The organism is Hydrogenophaga sp., from assembly GCF_030373245.1.
GTDB lineage: Bacteria > Pseudomonadota > Gammaproteobacteria > Burkholderiales > Burkholderiaceae_C > Hydrogenophaga.
On sequence record NZ_JAUCZF010000004.1, the window covers coordinates 360,399 to 383,024 of the forward strand.

A 22,626-nucleotide genomic window follows, 5' to 3' on the forward strand; every position below is an offset into this window, starting at 1 on the left:
TCGGGCCCATGCAAACGACTTGGTGGCGCAATCGGTGGTGGCTGGCAACGGGGCTGATCCTGGTGCTGGCTGGTGGCGTGGTGCTGGTGCAGCGCGCGGTGGAGCGCGAGCGCGCCCTGTTCGAGACCGATGCGCGCATCGTGCACCGCCTGCTCAGCCAGCGTGTGGTCCAGCACGATGCCATCCTCGCCACGCTCAGTCTGCTCCAACCCACCGCCCAGGCAGCAGGCGCTGGCTCAGCCGAGCAACGCCTGCCCGCGCTGTACCCGCGCATCTTGCGGGTGCAACGCAGCAGCGCCGACGCGCCCTGGAGCAGCACGGCGCTCGTCGCCGCCGAGACCGCTTCGCGCGAGCAGCAGCACCCGACCCTGGCCACTGTGGACTTTGCAGCCGGACAATACGAACTGGTGCTCTCGGCCCAGCCGCACAGCTACGCGCTGAGCATCGATCTGCGGGCGCTGGTGCCCTGGGACGAATGGCCGATGGCGCCAGAGACCAGCCTGGTGCGCGTTTGGCTGACGCACGCCGGTCAGCGTTTTGACGTGCAGACCGGACAGCCGCTGGCTGGCGAGTCCACCTCGGGCTGGCGCTTCGATTTTCAGAAACCCCTGGCAGCCAGCAGCCAGCCGTTTGATGTGCGTGCCGAGCGCCGACTGAGCTGGAGCCAGTTGCCCTGGGCCGTATGGTTGCTGTGGTCGGCGCTGGTGAGCACCCTGCTGGCGGTGCTCATGCAGTTGCAGCGCCAGCGGTCCGAGCGCCGGCGGGCGGAAGAGCTGTTGCGCCTTGGCCAGGTGGCGCGGCTGAACACGTTGGGCGAGCTCGCGGCCGGTATGGCGCACGAGCTCAACCAGCCGTTGACGGCGATGCTGGCCAGCGCCCAGGCGGCGCAGCGCCTGCTGGACGAGCAGCCGCCCGAAACCGAGACCGCGCGGGGCGCCATGCGCCAGGCGGTGGCGCAAGCGCGTCGCGCCAGCGAGGTGGTGGGACGTCTGCGCACGGCGGTCGAGCGACCCGGTAGCGACCGGGCCACACAGGCGGTGGATTTGAAAGAGGCGGTGCGGCGCGCGCTTTATCTGCTGGAGCCCGAGTGCGAACGTCGTGGCGTGGTGCCCGAGTTGCAGGCACCCGCTCCGGTGCCGGTGCTGGCCGACCCGGTGGCGCTCGAGCAGGTGATTCACAACCTGTTGATGAACGCGCTGCAGGCGTTGGAGCAAGTGCCGCAGGGGCATCGGCGATTGCGCGTGTCGCTGCGCGAGGTGCACAAGCAGGGCGAGCTGGTGGTGGCCGACAGCGGGCCCGGTATTGCGCCCGAGGCCATGGCGCGTCTCTTTGAGCCGTTTTTCTCCACGCGAGCGGGTGGCCTGGGACTGGGTTTGACGCTTTGTGAGACGCTGGTGGGGACGATGGGCGGCTCGTTGACGGCCGCCAACCAGGCGCCAGCAGGCGCTGCTCTGACCCTGCGGCTGCCGCTGGCGGTGGGCGTCGTATGAGTTCTTTGTCATCACCCACCATTCACCTGATCGACGACGACGCGGCGGTGCGCGACAGCCTGGCCTTGCTGATCGGTACCGTCGGCTTGCGCGTACAGACCTGGGCCGACCCGCAGGATTTCCTGGTGCGTTTCGAACGCCAAGGCATCGGTGCCATCGTATTGGATGTGCGCATGCCGGTCATGAGCGGCCTGGCTCTGCTGGACGCGCTGGTGGCGCAGGGGGTTGATCAGCCGGTGATCATGCTCACGGGTCATGGCACGGTTGACCTGTGTCGTCGCGCCTTCAAGTCAGGTGCAGCCGAGTTCCTGGAAAAACCGGTGGACGACGAACTGTTGCTGGAGGCGCTGCAAAACGCGGTGCGCCAGCACGTGGGTTCTCGCCAGCGCCAGCAGGGCGACCGGGCTGCGCGTGAGCGCTACGAACGATTGTCGGCCCGAGAGCGCGAGGTGCTGGCTGGCATGGTCGAAGGACAGACCAACAAGGCCATCGCGCGCAGCTTGCAGCTGTCACCGCGCACGGTGGAAACCCACCGCGCGCATGTGTTCGAGAAGCTGCAGACCGACTCGCTGGCGCAGCTGATTCACCGCTATGCCAGCCTGGTTCAGGAGGACCCCGCTGCGTAGTTCTACGCAGGTCAGGGCGTAGCGCTCCGAATGGCGCGCGGGCGCGCAGTTTCCTACAGTGCCCCCACGGTTGATCGAACCGCAAACCACTTCAGGAAACAGCCATGAAATCCCCGATGAAGACCACCTCCCTTGCCCTGGCCGTGCTGACCACATTCGGCATGTCTGTGGCCCAGGCACAAGCCGTGCGCACCGAAAAGAACATGTCGCTTGAACTGGCCACCCAGATCGCCAGCGCCACCGTGGCGGCGTGCAGCGCCGGCGGCTACAACGTCAGCGCCACGGTGGTCGACCGTGCGGGCGAGGTGCGCGCCGTGATGCGTGCCGACAATGCGGGCAGCCACACCCTGGAGGCCAGCCGACTCAAGGCCTTCACCTCGGCTTCCGCCAAAAACGCCACCCTGGCCATGATGGAAGGCGCCCAGAAAAACCCCGCTGCTGCCAACCTGGTTCACATCCCTGGTTTCCTGTTGCTGGGTGGTGGTGTACCGGTGCGCGCTGGCAACGAGGTGATCGGTGCGGTGGGGGTGGGAGGTGCGCCTGGCGGTCATCTGGACGAACAGTGTGCCGTGGCTGCGCTGGACAAGGTCAAGGATCTGCTGAAGTGAGGCTACAGCCATGACAAGGAAATTTTTGCGGGGCAGCCTTCTGCCAGCAGGCTGCCTGGCGGTGGCGCTGTTCGGCGTCAGTCTCCCCACTTCCGCCGTTGCGCAGGTCCCGCCCAGCGCGTCGCAGGCCGCTGCCTACAAGGGACTGCACGCCGCGGCCTGGCGCGGTGACCTAGCGAAGCTGCAGCGCCTGCTGGGTGCGGGCGCCGACCGCAATGCCACGGACAGCCAAGGCCGCACGCCGCTGCATGTGGCGACCTTCGCCCGGCACCCTGCGGCGATCCGCGCCCTGGCCAAGGCGGGTGCCGATCTGGATCGGCTGGAAAACGACCGCTACGACGCAGTGACCATTGCCGCGGTGGCCGACGACGAGGTGAGCCTGCGCGAGCTGCTCAGTCTGGGCGCGCGTGCCGGCCAGACCACCAGCCGATACGACGGCACAGCCCTGATCGCGGCGGCCCACCTGGGGCATGACGGCGTGGTGCGACAGTTGATTGCTGCAGGCGCGCCGCTTGACCATGTGAACAACCTGCACTGGACAGCGGCCATCGAAGCCGTGGTGCTGGGTGATGGTGGCCCTCGACACCAGGCCACGCTGCAGGCGCTGATCGACGCAGGCGCCAACCTGGCGCTCACCGATCGCCAGGGGCAGACGCCGCTCCAGCTGGCCCGATCACGGGGCTATACCGCCATGGTGAGTCAGCTCGAGCGCGGTGCCTCGCGCTGAAGCGGCCCGCAACAGTACGCGACGATTGCTGCGCCGTCTTCAAATGGCGGCCATCGACCGTCTGCCCGGCACTGATTTTTGAGGCGGTCCCTGAACGACCCTGTGAGGGCGTACGCAATGCACTCTTCAAGGACCGTTCTGCAGCGTATCGAGCCGGTCGCCAGCGGCACACGGCCTCACGGTAGTCGCCATCAAGGCGACGTTCAGATGAGCGGCTGGTGCCCATCCGAGCGGCCGCTATACGAGGAACACCTGACCCTGGCATGGCACCTGTAGTCTCTTGCACCTTGAACTGCAGGTTCCGCTCTCCTTGACGGATTCAAGCCGATCACGCTTTCTCGGAGTGATTGGTACGGCGAATGGGAGCAGGTCAGGTGATCTACACGACCAATGCCATAGAGAGCGTCAACGCGCGCTTGCGCAAGATCATCAAGACGCGCGGGCACTTCCCCAGCGACGATGCGGCCAGCAAACTGATCTGGCTGGCGCTGCGCAACATCACGGCCGAATGGAGCCGTGCGGCGCACAACTGGAAGGAGGCTATGAACCAATTCGCGATCCTTTATGAAGATCGCTTCACGAAGGCTGCCGCTTAAGACGTGGCACCAACTTGCCCACCGCGTCGGTCGTTCGTCGCCAAGCGACGCCCGTCGCCATGGACAAGTCTCTCAGCGCCTCGAACACAAAAATTCGGACAGCCCCCAGATACTGAGTCTCTTGGTTTACTTCAACTTGACCAAAGGAGAATAAGGCCACTGCGCTTACCCATGTTGTTCATGTAACAATATTTACAGCACTTGCACGCGACAAATTCTCGCTGCGGCTTCTCGACTGGCGACATTCCTTCTTCAATCACTTAGCTCTTTACAACTGGACCGATGATGACTCGCTGCAGCAGACACTTCTTTGGTTGGCTCAAACTAACCTCGGCAGCTTTCGCGATTACCTTCATCGTCGCATGTGGCGGAGGTGGCAGCGATGTTTCGGAAGGAGTTTCTGCTCCTCCATTGACTGGGCAAGTAGTGAAAGGACTGACTCGGGGCGCAACAGTCAATCTTTTTGAGCTTAGCTCTGAAGGCGATAAACGGCCAGTGGCAAGCAAGCAAACAGATTCAAATGGATCCTTCACAATACCGAATAATTTGAAAGAAGGGATTGTATATCTATTTGAAGCACAAGGTGGTGAATACAATGATGAGATTGACGGGATGCGAACCATCCTCTCGGCGCCACTGAGAACTGTATTTATTGCAGGAAATAACGAAAGACACTTTACATTGAGTGCCATTTCTGAGTCTTTCACCAAATCAATAGAGAATGAAGTTAGCGCCAATAAATGGAGCACCGCATCAGTCAGCGCAGCACTTCAGCAATTTAGAGATTCATTTTCCCTTAGATCCCCACACGGGATAAAGTTTATCGATATCCAAAAAGCCACAACTGATCAAATCAATAATGCATCTGAAGAAGAGCTTCAATTTTCCTTTCAAGTTGGATTTTCTGCTGGATTCGTACATGAATTTCTGAAGAGACGCCCTGGTTCAAATTTAACACTAGCCCTTGAAGATTATTACAGTTTTCTATCAACAGACTCTTTCGACGATAGATTGAATTCGATACAAACCGCAGGATTGGTAAGATTCATCGATACTCTTTCACTAATCTCAAGTACGCAAAGATCGAGCATCTACAACCAAATTGGCCTCCCGTCCGAGGTGGATGCAAATCTATTCAGTTCAGCCGAAAGCACGGGGTCTGCAGTTTCTGCTATCCCCAACTGGACGCTCCGCTATTTAAGTCCTCCAGGCATCTCAACAATGCCAACCACCGACACTGTTTTTAACGATCGCGGTGCTCTTATTGCATTTCGCAAGGGAGAGGTTGGCAACGGGGTAGATTTTAGTTTTGTCGGCTCATCCAGTGTTGCTGAGGTTTCTGGTGATATTGACTTTTCGATTGGGCGTTGGAATTATGGATATTCATACGAAGACGGGGTAAGAATCGATCGATCAACTGGAGATATAAATACATCCAATCGCATTGGGGCACCGCTGCGAGGCGGCACTGTCTACGCTGCGGGAACTCCGGCGACCGATCTACCAGTTTGCGGAAAGATCGAATTATTGCTGGAAGAACAAACTAGGCCGGCAACGAGTTTTGACGGGCTATCGCGATTGCGATTGATGAATCCATCGAGAATAGTAGTTCAGTTTGTTAACGGCGCGCCTTTAGTTAGTTATGACTTTTCATTTTCCGATGAGAATGGAACTCTTTATTCAATGAGCAGCATTGGTGATATTGATACACCAGTCCAGCGGGTTGATTCAACAATGGAGTTTGGCTCCATTTCAGCAATTAGCAACTTACCTGAGCGGCTATCGTTTGGCTTTCGTGCAATGCTTGTTGGTGCAGGCAGTTCAAAAGCGGTTATTCGGCTCGAACAAAACAGCAGAACAGCTTCATCTACCGGCCTTGCAGCTGTTTTCAAAGCCTCTGGCGCTCTTCAAAACTGTTTTACCCCAACATTCTCCAGAGGATTTGTCGGTTCTTTAATCAGTGACCCAACTGCCTATTACAATCTTAGGGATGCGGGTGGCGGCGGATGGAGTGGACTTTCTTTCTCCAGTAATGGCTCCCCCCTTATTGGCGGAGTCAATCCAGATGCCATCTTTGAAAAATCTGGCAATGCGATAGCAGGTATTGGGCTTATGGCGCTGCCTTACTCAATCAGATCCATTCCTGGTTATCTCCCTGCTGTCTACACCTACCATACTGGAGACATCAACTTTGATGATTGGCCGGGCTCGGGCTCCGTCAACTACGAGCTGATAGCGAGCACTCCATTTCTAGTGACCGATCCCAATGTGTTGATCTCTGCAGATCGTTTAATCACATCAGGCAACTTAAGAATTTACTTTGGACAATCCCCCCTGGGTTCACCAAATCCTGATTTTGGTATTTGCCAACTCACTGTAAACGGGGAAGTACTTTCTGCAGCTCCTGAAAGTTTTAGGCCAGGTGGGCTCTGCAGCGCTAATTTTGGCAGCGTCAGTTTTGATGGAGGCATATCTGCAGGAGATCATCAGTTCGCGGTGATTCGTTATCGGAGGGACTTCTCGCCTTTCAAAGGGGAAGCCGCCCTACTGTTTCGGCGGCTGCCCTAATTTCGTTGTAGTCTTTTATTCTGAATCCGTGACCTCACAGTCGCGTTCAGGGTAAATCCTCATACGAATCAAGCACTTGACCCCCATCTGCTTTGCACCCTGCAGGTGAAGGAAGCGCAAATGGCTGATCCGGTTGAATTTGTTGTCAAGAAGCTGCCCTACGATCTGAGCAGCCATGGTGGTTTGGCCTTGGTCGGGCGCCTGTTCAAGCGCATCAACCTGAGCGCGATGGTCGACCCTAGGTACCCGTTGCTGTCATCCGACCACGGGCCTTATAGCTGCCATCCCGGTTGTAATGATCGGCAAGTCCTCTGGAGTCAAACGTGATGGCAATCGTCGACTCGCAAGGCGATCTGATTGTCTGACCGGCGATCTCGGGACAGTGTTTCGGACTTGGTTAGGTTTGTCAGATCTGTTAAACCTGTTCATGCATACAAAGTGCTACGCCACAGGCCCGATATCAAACACATTTTTGGGATGCCATGCGACTTCGTTTAACGACCACGATTGTGGGTATCCTGCGTTTTGCCGTTTAAATCAAAGTTGGCATCACAGGAAGACACATGCGCATCCCTTTCCTACTCGCAGCGATCGTAGCTTCAGTTCATGCGACCGCGCAGCCTACCGCAGAGGCTATGACCGCCGAGGTTACCGACAATGTCGCAACTGAGTACGCCGACTGCGCGGCATACTTTTCCATCGTGCAAGGCGCATTCCAGAGTTCTGGCAAAGAGAATGAAGCCAAGAAGTACAAGGACGCCTCAGATAAGGCGGCCGAGTTCTCCCTACTTGCAGCTAAGCAGAGTAGGACTGAGGATATTGCAACGCGAGTCACGCTTGCCCGTTTCGAAATGAGTCTCAAGGGCATGCAAAAGACGATCGCCAACAACTACAGCAACATATCCTTGCTCATGAACAAGCACTCGGATTCTTGCGTCGAAGCTATGACGGACTCGTCCGCTCTGATTAAGCGATGGACGGAGAAGGTAACGACCAAGTACAGCAAAGGCAGCAGCGCACCGCGGTGATGCCTAACTCAATTCGTTAGCCGTCATGCCATCGATCCCCGGCTTCTGGGACGTTGGTCCCCACGATCCACTGAACGTAGAGTCCACTTGGCGTGAGTTTGTCGGCCGCGCTGGTGGCACAGTCGTCGAGCAAGTCGTCTCAAACCCGCGGACGTTCGAGAACGCAGACTTTTTCTTTCAGGAGAAGGGGGTCGTTGCCGAACTCAAGGAAGTCGCTACTGAGTTTGGCTCTTCTGCCGCGTTCATCGCTGGCTTCGATGCGTTGATGCCCAAGGTCGTCGCCGAAAATCCGAACTGGAAGCCCCTTCTATTCGGCGGAACCGAGCCGCTGCCGAACTGGTACAAGCCTTCGTTGACGTTCTCCTGATCTTCGTACGGCTTGATGGGAAACTTCTTGGTTTCGATGAGTAGGCAGCTTTGCGGAATCATCAGCTATCCTTGTGAGGTCCAACGTAGAGGTCAGCGGAAGCCGCAGGCGGTCCGATGGGTCGGCAAGTTAAAGGTCACTTCCAAACCTGCCACCATTTTCGGGTAGCCCCTCCAAGTAAAGGCATGGATGAAGTTGCATAGACCTCGAATTGCATGTAGTCAAGGGCCGAGTTTTCTTCATCGTGTTTGAAGCCGGCAATCTCGCCGGCAGTTCGCAAAGGCACGTCAAAGTAGAAGTCCACTTCCTTTGGCCCCAAGTCCTCCGCGTCTTGTTGTTGTTCCGCTTGCTTTACGGCGATGCCGTAGGGGGCGGGAAGAGCGCCTTCGATTTTCAGATGCCGCTTGCTCTGTTGTGCATCATGTTCAACGTACCATACTTTTTCGCCGTGCGCCCAGAACTCGGCTGAAGAGAACATTACGTGCTCTTCGACACGACAGGCAATAACTTTGGCGGTCCTCGACAGCACGGCCAGGCTTGACTTAGCGACTAAAGGGTGATCGCAACGCGGAGCAATGACGAGATGCCACCCGTCGGGAAGCGCGTGACCAGTGACCGATTTGCGTCCCCATTCACCCACACTGCCGGCTTTCGAAAGTCCGAGTGTTTCAAGTCCTGCTTCAACCGCAGTCCCCTTAAATGCAAGCCAGGATAGCGAATATCCCATGGTGATTTTTTACGTTCGACGTAAGGGATATAGTGCGGCTTGTCGCACTATATCCCTTAACGGGTTAGGCGCCGGATCTTGGTGCACGGCGGCCCTTGGATCGAACTGGAAAAGCATCGGTCTTGCCAGCTTAGAGATGGGTTCGATAGACCCACATAGCTGCGACCACGACGCCTATGACCAGCAACGAAATGAATAAGTACCAGAGGATACGAAGCCCAGACACTGGATGCCTTGCGGTGCGACGTTCAATGAACTCATTTCCGTGGCGAATGCCGGGCAGCCTTGAATAAGCTTCACCGAGCAACTCTCCGACACCGCTCAGAAATAGATACAGCGGTGGGCCAGCCAGGAGATAGAGGAGCCATTTGGTAGGGCCTTGAAGCTCAAACGCCCACAAGGCATACGCCGCCGCTAGCCCGACGAAGAGCCAAATAAGAAGTAGCGAAAAGGTCAGCTTCTTCGACATGAAAGGCCGGGAGTTGTCAGAGCCTGACTTGAATACATTCAGCAAAACGGAGGATAACATCGAACGCAGTCGTTAAACTAAGTCGCATGACTCCTCCAAAAGCCAATTAAATCAATCATATACAGCATCAAGCTGGATGCATGAACAGGTATAACGAAAACGGCAAACCCGTTCGGTCTAGGTTGCCGTCTGCGAAACAGTTTAGCGGCGAGTCATGGACACGAATGGCAGAGCCTGCCGACACTTGGCAACCCCTGGTCGGCGAATGAGGGATCGAGGACGGAAGACCGCTCAGGGTCGCGAAGAGCCGGTCGCCTTGGCCGGAAGGAGTCGCTTGGCACCTTGTGCGACCCATCTCCGCTGAGTGGCCGCTGCTGAAGGTACAGCGGCCGGTCGCCCCGCAGGATGACGAATGGCAGGTTGCGGCGGCGGCTGGCATCCGGCTGCAAAACCTGACCGGCTGCTGTCAGCCTTAGGCCGCCGGCCAGTGTGCAGTATGGGGTGCAGGTTCATGCCGACAACCAAGTCTTGTGCTCCTCCGGTACGCCAGCTACACGGATGACCTAAGGCCGTTGAGCGCTGCGTAGCACAGTCAGCGAGCTTTGTATGCCGGGATCTCAGCAAACAAACGGCGGTTTTGTCGAGGGCACGCACGCGGTGTGCTTGGCGATCCAGTCCGCGTAGGCGTGGACGGCCACATATACCCCAGGCTTATCGGCCCGACCGCAACCGTCGCCAAAGCTGACCACCCCCAACAAAATCGCCGAATTGCCTTGACGCCGATAGAGCGGACCTCCGCTGTCACCTCGACAAGCATCCCTGTTCAACGCTCCGGCGCAAATGACATTGGGGGGCAGGCCCCCACCGTGAAGCTTCGCGCATGTGCCCGCATCCACCAGAGGGACGTCGACGGCCATCAAGTCCAACGACTTCCAACCACGTTCCATGGTTTTCCCCCAGCCGCTTACCGTTGCCGTCCCCGGCGGCGTCAACAGGGCCAGCGCCTTATGAGCGGAAGCCACAGACATCGGCAAGGTTGTGACAAGTGGCTTGGCCGCTTTGACCAGCGCAAGGTCATGAATGCGGTTGCGGCAATCGTAGCCGTCGGCTATCACGAACGTCTGCGGCATCACCAAAGAAATAGCATCACCCAACCTATTCGAACCGTACCCAATCCAGAAAGCTTCCTTGCGTAATTCGATGCATGGCTGGGTTCCATCGTTCTTCTCAAAGAGGCAGTGCGCTGCGGTGAGAATCCATTCGCTGCTAACGACCGTGCCGCCGCAGAAGACACCGTCCAAGTGACTGAGGGAATTGCGGTCGATGAGGGCGACTTGCCAGGGCGCCTGCCCTCTCGGGACCTCCACGCCGCCAATGACATCTGGCTTCAGCGTCCCCAGCGGCACCATGCCCTGGGTCTGAGCATGCAGCGAAGACACGAGAAACAAACCGCCGATCGTAATCGCAAGGAGCTTCATTGCACCTCAGAGTACAGAACGGGCATGTGTGCGTCGCGTCGAGCTTTGTTGGACTCGATCTTGGATTTGAGCAGATCGATGCGAGCCGCCGTGATGTCCGATGCCACCGGGCTCGCGGCCGCCAAAGCTTCTGCCAGTTCTTCTTCAGCCTGCGTGACCTTGAGGTCTGCAAGCAGCACGCCGTTCGCGGCCGCACGCTCTGCCTCGGCCTCGGTCGCTTTCTGCTCGCTGGTCTTCGGAAGCAGCTTGTCCTTGAGCACGGTGCTCACCTCCGTCTTGGCGGCCGATAGCGCGTTACCGAAGAACTGTGCCAGCTTGCTGCCCTCGCGTGTTTCGGACAAAGTCAGTTGGGTCGTGACGTGGGTGAATAGTTTGCCAGTGACCAACGTGCGAGCAGCCTGTACGTTCGGGTCGTTGGCAAAGCGAGAGCAGATGGGGGCAGCGGTCCCTGCCGCGGGCGTGAAGCTTCCGCACAGTTGCTGCGCCCAATCGACACGCAACGGGCTGCGGTTGGCCTGCGCTGACGTCGACTCCATGCTTGCCCTCGGCACGTCCAGCTCGTACGTGCAACGCGTGTCACCGAGCTGGAACTTCTCCGGCGTCTGCGCGTTAAGGCGCCTGATCTCTGTACAGTACCGTGCCGTCGCTGCTGCCAGCGTCGTCCCTTCGAACAGCGAGGGAGGTGGTGGCACGGCCTTCTTGACAGCGGGCATCAGAATGTCCATGGCAAGCAACCAGGGTGACAACGTCGCTTCCAGCTGCGTCTTGGCTTTGGTCGCATCGGACGTCTCGGCAGGGAAGGCGATCGGCAAACTGGTTGCCGCCGTCAAGAGCGCGTTGGGAGCGACCAGCTCGCTGCCTTGGACCACGTCATGGAACAGAAAATCCGCCTGCCCGAAAGGCTGGGCGCTCCCCGGCAACGACATGGCCATGGCGAGCAAAAAGTCTCGCTGCTTACCCGCAAACCAGCCCGTGTCCTCGAAGTCACCGTTATGGCGCAGGTACTGAGGAACCAACCTGAAGAACTTGGCTCCCTTAATAGGCACCACCTTGGCTTCAAACTGGAGGTTGGCATGCTGCAGCCCATGGAACGGCGTGGATGGGTTGGCCCATCCAAACTCGGCGGCAGACGCCGCACCTTGTTTGAACGTGCCGCGGACAACGGCCAAGCAAGTGCTGGCAACGATCAGGTCCGCGTCCTGTCCCACCTTGTAGAACGAGGCGCCGTTGCGCGCGGTGGTGGTAGACGTCTTCGCCTGCCCGGCCGCCTTGAGTGCTTCCGCAGCGGCGTCCACCGTGCCTTCGATCAGCTTCGGTGCTATGGCCGCAATCAACCCTCCTATCAGTGCGCTCCTGTTCACCTCGTCAACGGTCGGGTCCGGTTCGTGAGGGCATCTTTCAAGCCAACCTACCCGCGTTTCGCGGGCATCGTTCGCTTGGGCGAGCTGACCACCTGTTACCAGAACCAACAAGAAGGCCAATCCAAGGGCATTGACGAGACGCATGGTGCAACGCTCCGTTCAAGGTTATCTGGATAGCATACCGGCGCAGCCGCCCCCGGACATCCTCAATTCATATGAACAGACGGCCCGATCACGCGTAGATTGCCATGTGACACGCGCAAGACTTCTGACATTCCAGGACTGCCGCATACATCAATTGCAAGAATCAAAAGCTCTAGACACAAAGGGTCGACATAGGCGAGATTGTTCAGCGTCAGCGGACTCACTCACCGCAAAGAGCGCATATCCGTAGCAATTCGTCGCTCGCACGTCTGCCGCACTAGGGCGCCGAGAACAGCCGTTTGCACAAAAACTGGCGGCGGGCCGTCACCAGTTGAGCGGTTTCGGGTGTACAGCGGTCCGATGGGAATCCGAAGAACGAATGGCGGGCTTAAGAGCCGCCGGACAATGATTGCCCGTTCTGACAGTCCGCAATCAGCCTGGGGGACGCCTGCTGATCACCACCTTGGCTGTGCATATCATGCCGTCAGTGCCCCTCTGAAGCCAACCCGCGTTCTTCACTTCGGGTATCGCGTCAAATGTAGTAGCGAAATGGAAGCGGAGGCAGTTCGTTCTTGCGAGGTGCAGCCGTCAATATTTCACCGACCGCATCGGCGAAGCGCAGTGTCACCGGCACGCCGTCTCCATAGATACACGCGTTGTAATTTAGCTTGGTTAGTGCGAGCACGTCCGCCATGACCTGCTCAATGTCCGCCACCCCTCGGCAAATCTCGATTGACAGTGGGTTAGGCACCTCGCGGCCGGCGTAAGTCTGTAGCCTCGGCACGAAGCCCTTGGTCCAGAGATACGCCATCCACCGCGATTTAATCCAGCCCACACCTCGGGTGATGTTTATCGTGCCGTGCCTGTAGAGCTTCATGCCCGCATCCTGGCGGATACGCACGCACACCACATTGGTCTCGGGCGGCACGGTCTCCTTGAAGCCATCCCACTCCTCGGCCGAGAAACGCGTCTTGCCGTGGATGAAGAGCTCCTTGGGGGCCTGGCCGCTATGGTTCTTGCGATATGCGTCCACGACCATCGCCATCAGGGATTTGGCCTTCTCCTTGGGGAGGTGGAAGTCGTCCTTGGTCGAGGTGAGCCATGGGCCGACCGCTCCGCGAAACACGATGCCGTCGCCGGAGTCAAGGAACATCTGAGCGCCGCAGCAGGCGTTGCCGGGTTCGGCCGATGACGAATCCTTCTTGAAGACGATGCCGACATAGCAGACGCCGGGGCGCGATGCCGCAAGCTGCCAAGGCTTGCCGCCGGCCTTGAAGAAGCAGGTCGTGGCGAGATTCCACGCAAGGGTCGCAGGGTCTTGAAGGCCGCGGCTTGGCATGCCGTTCTCGCGGACGAATTCTTCGGGTGCGAGCGTGGTCTCGCGGACCACTTGCACCGCCGCCTTGTGCTCCAACAGCCGGGCTTTGAGCTGATTGTGGAAGTCGAGCTCGTAGAGGTAAATCTCGGCTGATGCGTTGTCTTCTTCGAACAGGCCCGGAGCCTTGAGCAGGCGGTTCGCCGCCGCCTTGTCCATCAGCACGCCGGAGCGCTGCTTCTGATTGGCCTCGACCTTCGACTGCGGGCGGCAATACTTGTGGACATCCTCGGGCACAACGGCCATCCACAAATCTATGGTCGATTCGCTACCGTCGCGCAAGTGATCTGCGATCGCATCGGAAAAGAGCGAGACGGCCTTGTGGATCGCTTGATGGCGATCGGCGATGCGGATCGCATTGGCGAGCTCGGCAGCGTCGATTTCCAGCCATGTCGCGGGCTGAGCGGGCCACTCCACGCCGAACAGTGCTTGGAAGCCCGGAAACATGGTGTGGTTAGGGTTGTTGGCCAGCGCCGGGGCGATGGGCTTGGCCAAACGCGCGACGCACGCCGAGTACCGACGCAGGCCTTCCTTTGTGGACACCACACCGATGCGGAGCTTCGACCCTGCCTGAGGGCTCTCCTTTGGGCCATACAGCAGCAGACCGTCCTTGGGATGCTCCATGGACTGCCCGTAGCCGAACAGCAGCTCGGGCTCAGCGATCTCGATCAGATTGAGTTCGAGGATCATCCCGGAACCTCGTCGGCGTCGAAGTCATCGACCTCGCCCAATTCGTCGTCGGGCTCATCGACAGGATCGTCATCGATGGATGGCGCCAGGTCGGAAAGGCCCACGGGCGAGCTGAACAGGATCGGCGTGGCGGACACAACGACCGCTCGGCCCGAGCCAACTGGCAGCTGGATCTCAGTAGCACCGTCTGCTACCAAGGCGAGGAAGGCCCGCAAGAAGCCGCGCCAGCGGTCATTCCACCAACTGCGGCAGAAGCTCATTCTTAGACGGTGCGCCTTTGCTGGCACATCGAACGGCTTGCCTTCATCATCGGTGAAGACGATGGTGGCACGCAGCTCGATCCGCCACGGCTCGTCGAACTGAGGCACCATGCCCACGGCGTAGCACCAATTGGCCTTCTTCTTCTCGCTGCGACCATTGAGCCCTTTGCGTCGCTTTCGGCCATCGACGTCAATGAATGCGACCTTCTCGCCACGACCCTTGGTGAGCTCGGGTGTGACATAGAAAACCTTGCGCCCGCCAGCCTGCTCGAAGACGCCGAGGCCTTTGGCCTCCATGGCGAGCTCCCACGCCTGCCGCACGAGATTGGCGACGCGCTTGCGGGCCTCACGCACATCCACGTGCTTGTCGCCGATAGTCGCGCCGCTCTGAATGAACATGGTCGAGTCCACGCCAGTGGAGGCCTTTAGCATGACCGACCTGGACATGTTGGAGACGAGGTCGCCCGCCTTGGCGAAGCCGACAATGCGGTCCTCATGCTCGAACCAGGGGATGGCTCGGTTGAGGTCAGTTACCTTGATCACTCGTTCGCTTCCCAAGATGCGGGCGGTCTCGATCGGTGGCAGCGAGACAACGCTGAGCCATGTCGAGTCCAGCGATTCCTTGGACTCGGTGCGCAAGATCGCCCCCTCCTTCATTTCGGCGAGCCAGTGCCTGGTGGAGCGCGGATCGGGGGCTGCCACCTTGGGCGCATTGGCCTCGGTCAACGTGTCGAGCAGAGCAGCCAAGCCCATATGCCATCCGTTGGCGAAGTCGATCACATTCTTGCGGTGGATGCCGATGGGCAGCAGCGAGAAATCGTACTTGTCTAAGCGTAGCGGGATCACGAAGCCCGGCATTGACTTCTCGATGGTCTGAGCCAGCGCCCATTCGTCCTTAACGCCTTGCTTGTCCACCGCGACCGTGGAGATCACGGCCAAGAAGCGGTAGGACTCGTCCCGTATGGCCCGTTCAATCTTGTCCCAGAAGTAATCACCGCCCTTGAGGCGGCCGAGGTCGTGCCAGACAGAGAATCCCGCTAGCTCCAAGCGAGCGCCAAGCCAACTCACAAAGCCATTGTCCTCAGGCGTGGCATGGCTGATGAAGATTGATTGGCGGCTCATCCAAGCATTGTCAGCGATGCTGGGCGAATATCAGCTTTCGGCATGAGCTGGCGTTTGATCGTCTATAGACGGCAGACCGCTTCGAGCCTTTGGACTAAACCGCTCGCGCGGTAGTCTCCGAGCTGAGATGGTTGGTTGACGTCGATGGCGCACGTGCCGATGTTGTGAGCCGAGGCAATTGGCCTCGGTCACGACAGGAGCACCATCATGAATGCACCCCATCCGACGGTTTCACCTTTGCGCCAGCGCATGCTTGAAGACATGCGGATGCGCAGGCTGGCCCCCAAGACGCAGACTGCCTATATCCGAACCGTACGCCGGCTTGCCGCATACCTTCACCGGCCTCCTGACACCGCCACCATCGAGGACCTGCGCAACTTCCAGCTTCACCTGGTTGACCAGGGCACCTCTCCCACCACTCTCAACGCAACCATCACCGGGCTGAAGTTCTTCTGCGAGATCACCCTGGATCGCGCAGAGTTGACGGCCAAGATGCAGGCGGTTCATTTGCCTCGCACCTTGCCGGTGGTGCTCAGCCGCGAGGAAGTGGCGCGCCTGATCGCAGCCGCTGCCAACCTCAAGCACCAGACCGCGCTGTCGCTGGCCTATGGCACGGGCTTGCGTGCCAGCGAGGTAGTTTCCTTGAAGGTCGGCGACATCGACAGCCAGCGCATGACGCTGCGCGTGGAACAAGGCAAAGGCAGCAAGGACCGCTACGCCATGCTCTCGCCGGTGTTGCTGGAGCGCCTGCGGGTCTGGTGGCGCGTGGCCCGCGCGCAAGGCAAGATGCTTGATGGCGGCTGGCTGTTTCCGGGCCTGAACCCGGTCGAACCTCTCTCAACCCGCCAACTCAACCGCGCTGTTCACATGGCGGCCGATGCCGCGAACATCGACAAGCGCGTGTCCATGCACACCCTGCGCCACAGCTTTGCCACTCATCTGCTGGAGCAGAAGGTGGACATCCGGGTGATCCAGGTGCTGCTCGGGCACAAGAAGCTGGAGACGACAGCCATGTACGCGCAGGTGGCCACCGACATCTTGCGCGAGGTGGTCAGTCCGCTGGAGCAGCTCAGCACCGCGTAGGCCCACCATGGGCACCGCTGCCCTGGAGGTGGCGGACATCTTCCGCACCCACGGGCCGGCCTGGCGGCAAGCGCAGCGCGCAGGCCGAGGGCCCACCCACGGCCGGAGGCGTCAGGGATCGAAGCCGCATGGCTGTGACCCAGTTCGGGGCGCGGGCAAAGCCCGCAGTGCACGACGGCGGTACGCCGGGACGCAAATTCAGAATCGATACCCGTCAATGGCGGCACCCAACACCACCGAATGCAATTCGTCCCAAACAGTTTCCAGGGTCAAAACTCGGTCGACGCGGACAATCCCAGGTTGGTCAGGCTTGGCATTTGCGATCGCAAAGGTCGAGCAAGTGATTGAAGTACACAAGTGCGTTTCCGACCGGCCTTGGGATGCCATCGTTCACGTGCGCATCTAGGACTATTTGTGCATTGCATGCGGTGACCTTCTGGATATTTGCAACCCCGCCTGCAATATCATTCCAATCGGTATCAGCCATAGTGACCGCAAACTCAATCGGGTTAGCGCTGGATATCAATTCCAGCACTGGTGCCGATAATAACATCCGCGCGCTAGCATTTCCAAGTGTTTTTATACCTCGAACTAACTTCAGAACCCGGAGATCCTCATCAGTAAACTTAATGCGATTTGGGCGGGGCATGTGGCGACTCCTACAAGTTATGCATTGGCTGAACGTTCAAGGGTCGAATACAAATAAGCTGATCTGTTGGACTATCCTTTGAAACTCTCAAATAAATCGTGGTTGGACGGGCATACGTCGCATGGGTTTGTCGGTGGCTTTTCTGCTGCAATCACTGGCAACGGTAGCTTAACGAGATGGTAGAAGCACCATGTTTCGCCAAAAGCGGGACTCTGCGGTAGCAAACTGACCGACAGGTAGCCGTTCTGGACATCCGGATATTAACACTGTGGGTGAGCTAGATCTATTCCGCATGCTGGCGACAAGCGGTGTTTGGCGATAAGCGACTGTTACCTTATGCATCAGATACGCGCTGCTGGGCATGCTCTCATTGGGGCATATCTTGCCCGAAAGCACATCATTGCTCTCATTCGAGCACTGGTCCGACAATTTCACCTGAATACAGTAGCTATTGATGATCGATCGCAGGCTGCACCAGCCAGCCTTTTCGGAGTCCGTGCAACCTAACAAAGAAATTTTTGATTTCCTTATGTTAGTGATCAACCCGTCGAGTGAGTAGACGCACGATGTGATAGTTGCAATCATTGGGCTCCTTACGCCATCTCTTTCAATTGAGTACGGCTAGGGCCTCATTCGCCTATTCTCTTACGCCACTCGGCGGGTATTCCGCCGCGGGCAAAGGATTATCGATCCATCCACATTTGCGGTGACAAAGATACTAATTACTAGTACGCAAACGGACAACGAGCAGGGTTATCACATCGGGACGGGGGCCTGGGTGTCCGCTCATCTTTCTTGGGTACATTTGCGGGAGGTGGCGGCGGTGATACTTTGGAAAACCACCGACTGCCTCCAAACGTGAGAGGAGTGGCCACATTTGCAGTTGATACATAGAAGTGCAAAACGTCTGGCAACTGGCACAGCGGCGACTCGATCTGCGAATCGCAGGTCACGGACGAGATGGGGAAAAGCCGTGTCGCCACTATGAAGCTGCGGAAGACTTCTTCCTTCGAAGGTTTGCCTTGTGTGTCTTGGTGCCCGTCGTTCGAAAGCACGTTATTGATATCCTGGGGAGTCGGGTTTTTGTCCTTGCCAAGGTTTGTACAGTCAATGCCACGAACATTACAAAACGTTGCGATCAAACTATGCAGGTCTTGCGGAGAAGTCAATTGAACCTCGTTAGAGCCAGGGGCAATTATTCGAGGCCAGGGTGCCTGAGCCAAACTCATGAACCACAAATCGTAAACATTCGCTTTCCACGTCGTGGGGTTGACGCCATCCGGCAAATTGGGAGAAATCACCTCGCTTAACGTTGCCACATTCTTTCTAGGGTCTGTCACTTTGGTTAGACCAGACGAAGACATCCATGCATCTAGAGCAGCCTTTTCTACAGTATTCTTGAACCTAGGCGAGCTGTTCAACAGCTGTACTGCGGCGCTACGTCCAAGCGCCAACTCACTTGCGGTAATGATGTCTATAGGGGTCAGACCTGTTTGATTTTTTATACAGACCTTTTCTTCATTCGTTTCACTTAACAAGCCTTCGATAGTGCATGCTTTTTGCGTGCCCTTGCTTGAACAGTATTCAAGCATGTCGTTAACACAGCGTGCCGCGTTTTGGAGATCGCGTGCCTTTTTGACGAGACTGTCCCCCGGGGCGATGTAGGGGTGGTAGTAGTCTTGGGGACTCATCGATGCGCGAGCATATAGGGCGCTCAAGTCAAGCAAGCGCCAATAGTGAGCTGAAAGGCCCCGCACACCAAGATCAGGTAGTAAGCGATCCTTGAAGCCAATGGGCAGATCGGACAGCGCCTTGTATGGGATAACGACCACCTCCAGAGGCACCGCCTGCTCTTCAGTGTATTTGCCAAACGTACTGTAGTTAGCAAGAAAGCTGTCAACTGTTGTCGGAAGGGAGTCTCTATTGCCACCGACCTGAAGCAGAGTCATTTCGTTGGACTTCTGCTCCTTAAGATCGGTCTTCAGCCGCTCAATTGATGCCTTTGCCTTTACTGGACCATAACCTCCAGAAGCCCCAACCTTAAGCGATTCGCTGACTTCTGTGCTATCCATTAGAAAGCTAAACACGCCACTGAGTCTCGCTCCATTCCGAATCGCTACTGCAAATCCGTCACCACATGCGCGTCGAAATTCATCCTTCTCATTCGTAGGGTCGGCCGGCTTATTGGCTTGGGTGATGGCCAAGGCCGACAGCTTCACTCCAAGCGCTCCGTCTTCTGGAGCAAGTTGCCAGCCATTCTTCATTGAATCGACTGTAACCATGACATTGCGCCGCTCAGCCTTGACAGTTGACGTTCGGGCAAAATCCGACGAAGCGCTTGCACTGCCCCCTCCGAAGCTGCCTTCAGCACTGATCTCGATTTTGAGAGATTCGAATATCTGCCGACGGTCGTAAAGGTCATGAAATTTGACAGTCATCTCGCCCGCGCCGAGCTCCACCTTCTTGCCAGAAACGCAGTTACTGGAGAGCCAGCGCTTGTCTACAAAGTCGTATGCTTGACCTAATATGACGCCTCGGCTAGGAAAACCGACCACAAATGGCTGCAGTTCGTCTACTGTCCATCGACGCGTCAGTGGATCACCACCATTCGGCCTCGTTCCTTTGTTTAGGCTATTTGACGCCCCCCCAACTGCGCCTTCAGACACAGATTCGGCACTGTCCGGCTTCTTTCCACAACCAGCAACGCTAGCAAAAGCAACCACGATCGCAATAAGCCCAAGAAGTGCGCGGCTGACTGGGTGGAAGCTCTCATTTTTAATTACCGTATTCATGGATAGGCCTTTTATATCATAATTGCTGGGTCATTGGAATGACCTAAATTAAGGGAGCACCTCACAAAAGGAAATATTCGAAATCCACACAAATAGGAAATTTTTAGCATTGCTAAAGCGACTAGTGAAAGGCTTAAGAGCCCCTCCTTCGGCTACGGCACCCACTTAATTAAAGCACGCACTGAACCAATTCCAAATCGAGTGCTCAGCAAAACTGAGGTGTTGAATGGTAGTACGGGCCAAAGACTCAGGGTCCAGACCCATTTCTAGCCACCACTTCGAAGGAAACTGTCTTTCTTCAATCACATTGAGTGCCACCACCTCCCTTGCAGTTATCTTCGATCCAATCATTACACTTCGCCAACGTAGCTGGACCAAACTTGTGCTCATAGGAACTTGGCGGAGTCGGCGAACCTCCCCCGCTGTACGCGACGCACGTTTTGCGCGACTTGTTTCTGTAGACGTTGTGATCTGCTGTAGTGGCTACTTGCGTCTTCACATCAGAATTTGGGTCAACCATTTGGCAACTCCAGGTTAGCGTTAACTTCAGTTCGGGAGCATCTCTTCATAAGAAGAATATTTGAGAACCACTTGAGACGTCCTCCAAAGTGCTTGGGCTTGCGCGGACTTCACAATCGCAGATGTACGAACAAGGCATCTGGGTCGCTGATCCGTCTCGTGGGACTCATCTTTTGTCGCGCCATGATGCAATCTCGACGCTCTAAGTGTCAAGGTGCGGTGAGTGCACGTCTCCTCACGAAGTACCAAAAGCACCGCTTTATGGATGATCTGGCGCGCATCGCGTCTTTGTCCATTCAAGTTTTTGGGCAGTTTTGGGGACGCCGACGACCATAAGATTTTTCGCATTCTTTGTGCCGACGAGGAGCCAGGTCGGAAAGTCCTCGACGCGAGCAAGAAGATTGAATCCTGACCATGATTACTTCGCTAGACCTGTATGCGCAGAGGTGCCTACCGGGTCACTCCCAAAGGCAGCGCCAGCGACCACCTTCACATCATCAGGCGTTGGCAGCAGAGCCGCAGCCTCAATGAAGTCAGCTACCGTTTGCCATCCGGCGCGCAACTGCGCTTCACTCTTGCCCACGTAGTGCCCCAAGGTCACATCCCCTGCGACTGAGTGGTTGAGCATTCGCTTCAGCAAACCACCTGACACCAGCTCTTCAGCGATGCTGGCAAAGGTATCGCGCAAGCCATGTCCTTGCACATTGGTTTTTGCCTTCGCATTGATCCACTTCAACGTTTTTCGAGCATCGGTGATCGGGAACAACACATCCTCGGGCATCCTGCCACTTCGCACCATGCGAAACCGGTCTTTCACACAGGACTTCATGCCATCCATTTGTGAGTACCCGGTCTTGGTAGTGAAGCGGCCGCCTGCATGGTCGGTCACTGAATGAGCGCTGGTGACGATCTCTACTGTTCGTATCCGCCGTTCCCGAGTGACTCAGATCAGCCTTCACCTGACCTTGACCGCGGTCGAGTGAGCTGTTGCTCTTGGCCGCTAGTGGAGGTGGCAGCCAAGCCAAAGGTTTGCGACCTTGCCGAAACCACAGAACCCTACACAGGGCAGGCCACGCGCTGCTCAGTGCAGCCTCGCCAGCGCCCGCGACAGCGAGGTCGGCGTGTAGCCGACCGCTGCGGCGATCTGCTTGAGGCTTTGCCCGCTTTGCAGGCCGTCGCGGGCCAGGGCCATGCGCAGGCGGAACAGGTATTCGCCCGGGGGCTGGTCCATCACGGCGCGAAAGCGGGTGGCGAACGCGGTGCGCGACATGCCAGCGGTGTGTGCCAGGCGTTCCAGGGTCCAGGCCTGTTGCGGCGCATCGTGTACAGCCACTAGGGCGCGCGCCAGCCGGGGGTCGGACAGGCCGTTGAGCAGGCCGTGGCGAGTGCGCGGCTGGGCAATGAGGTGGCGCAGCAGGCCGATGAACAGGATTTCGCCCGCACGGTCGAGCAACAGCGGGCCACCGCAGCGCGGCGCCAGCAGCTCCGATTCGATCAGTCGCACCGCCTGCTGCAGGGCCGGATCGGCACTGGCCAGCGGCATGGCCAGCACACCGTCAAATGCGGCCAGCAGCAGACCGGCCATCGGGCCAGCGAGCACCGCCTGGCCGTGCAGGCTGACGGTCGCTCGGGCAGACACAGGCCATGCCAGTGCGGGGTCGTCAGCCCGCCACACGAGCAAGCTGGATTCAGACCGGGGCAGGGCACTCGTGGCTGCATGGGCACCGGATTCGTCCGGCAAGAGCGCCAGATGCAAGGTGGGTAAGGCGCGGGGTTGCGTCAGGCTGACGGGATCCGGTGAGCCATGCAGCAGCGTGACCTGGGGCGACAGGCCGCGCAGCAGGGCGGTCAGCCGATCAAGGCGCGGTTCTGGTGGCGTGTCAGCAGGCATGATTTGAACTAAAAGGTATGAAATTTGAATTTTGTGTGTTTCATCGTACTGCATAC

The 22,626-nt window shown here is 57.8% G+C and carries 19 protein-coding genes and 1 pseudogene; 10 read left to right on the plus strand and 10 right to left on the minus strand.

Annotation, left to right across the window (positions count from 1 at the left end; all coding sequences use genetic code 11):
• Nucleotides 1-8 precede the first annotated feature (8 nt).
• The 9 genes and pseudogenes from QUV25_RS11910 to QUV25_RS11950 all read left to right on the plus strand — a co-directional run bounded on the left by QUV25_RS11910 (nucleotide 9) and on the right by QUV25_RS11950 (nucleotide 8,010).
• Entirely contained in the window at nucleotides 9-1,490 is a 1,482-nt protein-coding gene (locus QUV25_RS11910) for an ATP-binding protein (protein ID WP_300864104.1), read from the plus strand.
• Entirely contained in the window at nucleotides 1,487-2,116 is a 630-nt protein-coding gene (locus tag QUV25_RS11915; RefSeq protein WP_300864106.1) for a response regulator, read from the plus strand. Before QUV25_RS11910 ends, QUV25_RS11915 begins: the two co-directional genes overlap by 4 nt.
• Before the next feature lie 104 nt (nucleotides 2,117-2,220).
• The gene (locus QUV25_RS11920) at nucleotides 2,221-2,724 is read left to right on the plus strand and encodes a heme-binding protein (protein WP_300864107.1); all 504 of its coding nucleotides are present in this window, start codon (nucleotides 2,221-2,223) and stop codon (nucleotides 2,722-2,724) included.
• 10 nt (nucleotides 2,725-2,734) lie between these two features.
• The gene (locus QUV25_RS11925; RefSeq protein WP_300864108.1) at nucleotides 2,735-3,451 is read left to right on the plus strand and encodes an ankyrin repeat domain-containing protein; all 717 of its coding nucleotides are present in this window, start codon (nucleotides 2,735-2,737) and stop codon (nucleotides 3,449-3,451) included.
• Between the two features lie 374 nt (nucleotides 3,452-3,825).
• Nucleotides 3,826-4,047: pseudogene (locus QUV25_RS11930) on the plus strand (transposase); the annotation flags it as partial.
• Nucleotides 4,048-4,329: 282 nt separating this feature from the next.
• Entirely contained in the window at nucleotides 4,330-6,615 is a 2,286-nt protein-coding gene (locus QUV25_RS11935) for a hypothetical protein (protein WP_300864109.1), read from the plus strand.
• 120 nt (nucleotides 6,616-6,735) lie between these two features.
• On the plus strand, nucleotides 6,736-6,942 hold the full coding sequence (locus tag QUV25_RS11940) for a hypothetical protein (protein ID WP_300864111.1): 207 nt from the start codon (nucleotides 6,736-6,738) through the stop codon (nucleotides 6,940-6,942).
• 236 nt (nucleotides 6,943-7,178) lie between these two features.
• Nucleotides 7,179-7,643 carry a hypothetical protein gene (locus tag QUV25_RS11945; protein WP_300864113.1) on the plus strand — a complete coding sequence of 155 codons (465 nt, stop codon included), beginning with the start codon at nucleotides 7,179-7,181 and terminating at the stop codon, nucleotides 7,641-7,643.
• Between the two features lie 25 nt (nucleotides 7,644-7,668).
• A complete protein-coding gene (locus tag QUV25_RS11950; RefSeq protein ID WP_300864115.1) occupies nucleotides 7,669-8,010 on the plus strand; it encodes a hypothetical protein in 342 nt (113 codons plus the stop codon).
• A gap of 136 nt (nucleotides 8,011-8,146) precedes the next feature.
• On the opposite strand, the gene QUV25_RS11955 is transcribed toward QUV25_RS11950, so the two are convergent.
• From QUV25_RS11955 to QUV25_RS11980, 6 genes are all read right to left on the minus strand, one after another.
• Entirely contained in the window at nucleotides 8,147-8,737 is a 591-nt protein-coding gene (locus QUV25_RS11955; RefSeq protein ID WP_300864118.1) for a hypothetical protein, read from the minus strand.
• Nucleotides 8,738-8,867: 130 nt separating this feature from the next.
• Nucleotides 8,868-9,206, minus strand: a complete 339-nt coding sequence (locus QUV25_RS11960; protein WP_300864120.1) for a hypothetical protein — start codon at nucleotides 9,204-9,206, stop codon at nucleotides 8,868-8,870.
• Between the two features lie 617 nt (nucleotides 9,207-9,823).
• The gene (locus QUV25_RS11965) at nucleotides 9,824-10,684 is read right to left on the minus strand and encodes a serine protease (protein WP_300864123.1); all 861 of its coding nucleotides are present in this window, start codon (nucleotides 10,682-10,684) and stop codon (nucleotides 9,824-9,826) included.
• Entirely contained in the window at nucleotides 10,681-12,189 is a 1,509-nt protein-coding gene (locus QUV25_RS11970; protein WP_300864125.1) for a hypothetical protein, read from the minus strand. The genes QUV25_RS11965 and QUV25_RS11970 overlap by 4 nt, the downstream gene beginning before the upstream one ends.
• 532 nt (nucleotides 12,190-12,721) lie before the next feature.
• Complete coding sequence (locus QUV25_RS11975; protein WP_300864127.1) at nucleotides 12,722-14,254, minus strand: hypothetical protein; 1,533 nt, start codon at nucleotides 14,252-14,254, stop codon at nucleotides 12,722-12,724.
• Nucleotides 14,251-15,636, minus strand: coding sequence for a toll/interleukin-1 receptor domain-containing protein (locus QUV25_RS11980; RefSeq protein ID WP_300864129.1), 1,386 nt, complete (start codon nucleotides 15,634-15,636; stop codon nucleotides 14,251-14,253). Before QUV25_RS11980 ends, QUV25_RS11975 begins: the two co-directional genes overlap by 4 nt.
• Before the next feature lie 207 nt (nucleotides 15,637-15,843).
• Between QUV25_RS11980 and QUV25_RS11985 the strand changes: the two genes are divergently transcribed.
• Nucleotides 15,844-16,719, plus strand: a complete 876-nt coding sequence (locus tag QUV25_RS11985; protein ID WP_300864131.1) for a site-specific integrase — start codon at nucleotides 15,844-15,846, stop codon at nucleotides 16,717-16,719.
• A gap of 304 nt (nucleotides 16,720-17,023) precedes the next feature.
• On the opposite strand, the gene QUV25_RS11990 is transcribed toward QUV25_RS11985, so the two are convergent.
• The 4 genes from QUV25_RS11990 to QUV25_RS12005 form a co-directional block, all read right to left on the minus strand.
• Nucleotides 17,024-17,368, minus strand: coding sequence for a hypothetical protein (locus QUV25_RS11990; protein ID WP_300864133.1), 345 nt, complete (start codon nucleotides 17,366-17,368; stop codon nucleotides 17,024-17,026).
• A gap of 725 nt (nucleotides 17,369-18,093) precedes the next feature.
• A complete protein-coding gene (locus QUV25_RS11995; protein ID WP_300864135.1) occupies nucleotides 18,094-20,160 on the minus strand; it encodes a hypothetical protein in 2,067 nt (688 codons plus the stop codon).
• Between the two features lie 937 nt (nucleotides 20,161-21,097).
• Complete coding sequence (locus tag QUV25_RS12000) at nucleotides 21,098-21,508, minus strand: hypothetical protein (protein ID WP_300864137.1); 411 nt, start codon at nucleotides 21,506-21,508, stop codon at nucleotides 21,098-21,100.
• A 252-nt stretch (nucleotides 21,509-21,760) separates the two neighbouring features.
• Nucleotides 21,761-22,570: an AraC family transcriptional regulator gene (locus QUV25_RS12005; RefSeq protein WP_300864140.1), complete on the minus strand. Its 810-nt coding sequence runs from the start codon at nucleotides 22,568-22,570 to the stop codon at nucleotides 21,761-21,763.
• Nucleotides 22,571-22,626 lie beyond the last annotated feature (56 nt).

Excerpts from the sequence above, each read along its gene's own strand:
- QUV25_RS11910 (WP_300864104.1), top strand. The coding sequence starts at position 9 with ATGCAAACGACTTGGTGGCGCAATCGGTGGTGGCTGGCAACGGGGCTG.
- QUV25_RS11915 (WP_300864106.1), top strand. The coding sequence starts at position 1,487 with ATGAGTTCTTTGTCATCACCCACCATTCACCTGATCGACGACGACGCG.
- QUV25_RS11920 (WP_300864107.1), top strand. The coding sequence starts at position 2,221 with ATGAAATCCCCGATGAAGACCACCTCCCTTGCCCTGGCCGTGCTGACC.
- QUV25_RS11925 (WP_300864108.1), top strand. The coding sequence starts at position 2,735 with ATGACAAGGAAATTTTTGCGGGGCAGCCTTCTGCCAGCAGGCTGCCTG.
- QUV25_RS11935 (WP_300864109.1), top strand. The coding sequence starts at position 4,330 with ATGATGACTCGCTGCAGCAGACACTTCTTTGGTTGGCTCAAACTAACC.
- QUV25_RS11940 (WP_300864111.1), top strand. The coding sequence starts at position 6,736 with ATGGCTGATCCGGTTGAATTTGTTGTCAAGAAGCTGCCCTACGATCTG.
- QUV25_RS11945 (WP_300864113.1), top strand. The coding sequence starts at position 7,179 with ATGCGCATCCCTTTCCTACTCGCAGCGATCGTAGCTTCAGTTCATGCG.
- QUV25_RS11950 (WP_300864115.1), top strand. The coding sequence starts at position 7,669 with ATGCCATCGATCCCCGGCTTCTGGGACGTTGGTCCCCACGATCCACTG.
- QUV25_RS11955 (WP_300864118.1), bottom strand. The coding sequence starts at position 8,737 with ATGGGATATTCGCTATCCTGGCTTGCATTTAAGGGGACTGCGGTTGAA.
- QUV25_RS11960 (WP_300864120.1), bottom strand. The coding sequence starts at position 9,206 with ATGTCGAAGAAGCTGACCTTTTCGCTACTTCTTATTTGGCTCTTCGTC.
- QUV25_RS11965 (WP_300864123.1), bottom strand. The coding sequence starts at position 10,684 with ATGAAGCTCCTTGCGATTACGATCGGCGGTTTGTTTCTCGTGTCTTCG.
- QUV25_RS11970 (WP_300864125.1), bottom strand. The coding sequence starts at position 12,189 with ATGCGTCTCGTCAATGCCCTTGGATTGGCCTTCTTGTTGGTTCTGGTA.
- QUV25_RS11975 (WP_300864127.1), bottom strand. The coding sequence starts at position 14,254 with ATGATCCTCGAACTCAATCTGATCGAGATCGCTGAGCCCGAGCTGCTG.
- QUV25_RS11980 (WP_300864129.1), bottom strand. The coding sequence starts at position 15,636 with ATGAGCCGCCAATCAATCTTCATCAGCCATGCCACGCCTGAGGACAAT.
- QUV25_RS11985 (WP_300864131.1), top strand. The coding sequence starts at position 15,844 with ATGAATGCACCCCATCCGACGGTTTCACCTTTGCGCCAGCGCATGCTT.
- QUV25_RS11990 (WP_300864133.1), bottom strand. The coding sequence starts at position 17,368 with ATGCCCCGCCCAAATCGCATTAAGTTTACTGATGAGGATCTCCGGGTT.
- QUV25_RS11995 (WP_300864135.1), bottom strand. The coding sequence starts at position 20,160 with ATGAATACGGTAATTAAAAATGAGAGCTTCCACCCAGTCAGCCGCGCA.
- QUV25_RS12000 (WP_300864137.1), bottom strand. The coding sequence starts at position 21,508 with ATGAAGTCCTGTGTGAAAGACCGGTTTCGCATGGTGCGAAGTGGCAGG.
- QUV25_RS12005 (WP_300864140.1), bottom strand. The coding sequence starts at position 22,570 with ATGCCTGCTGACACGCCACCAGAACCGCGCCTTGATCGGCTGACCGCC.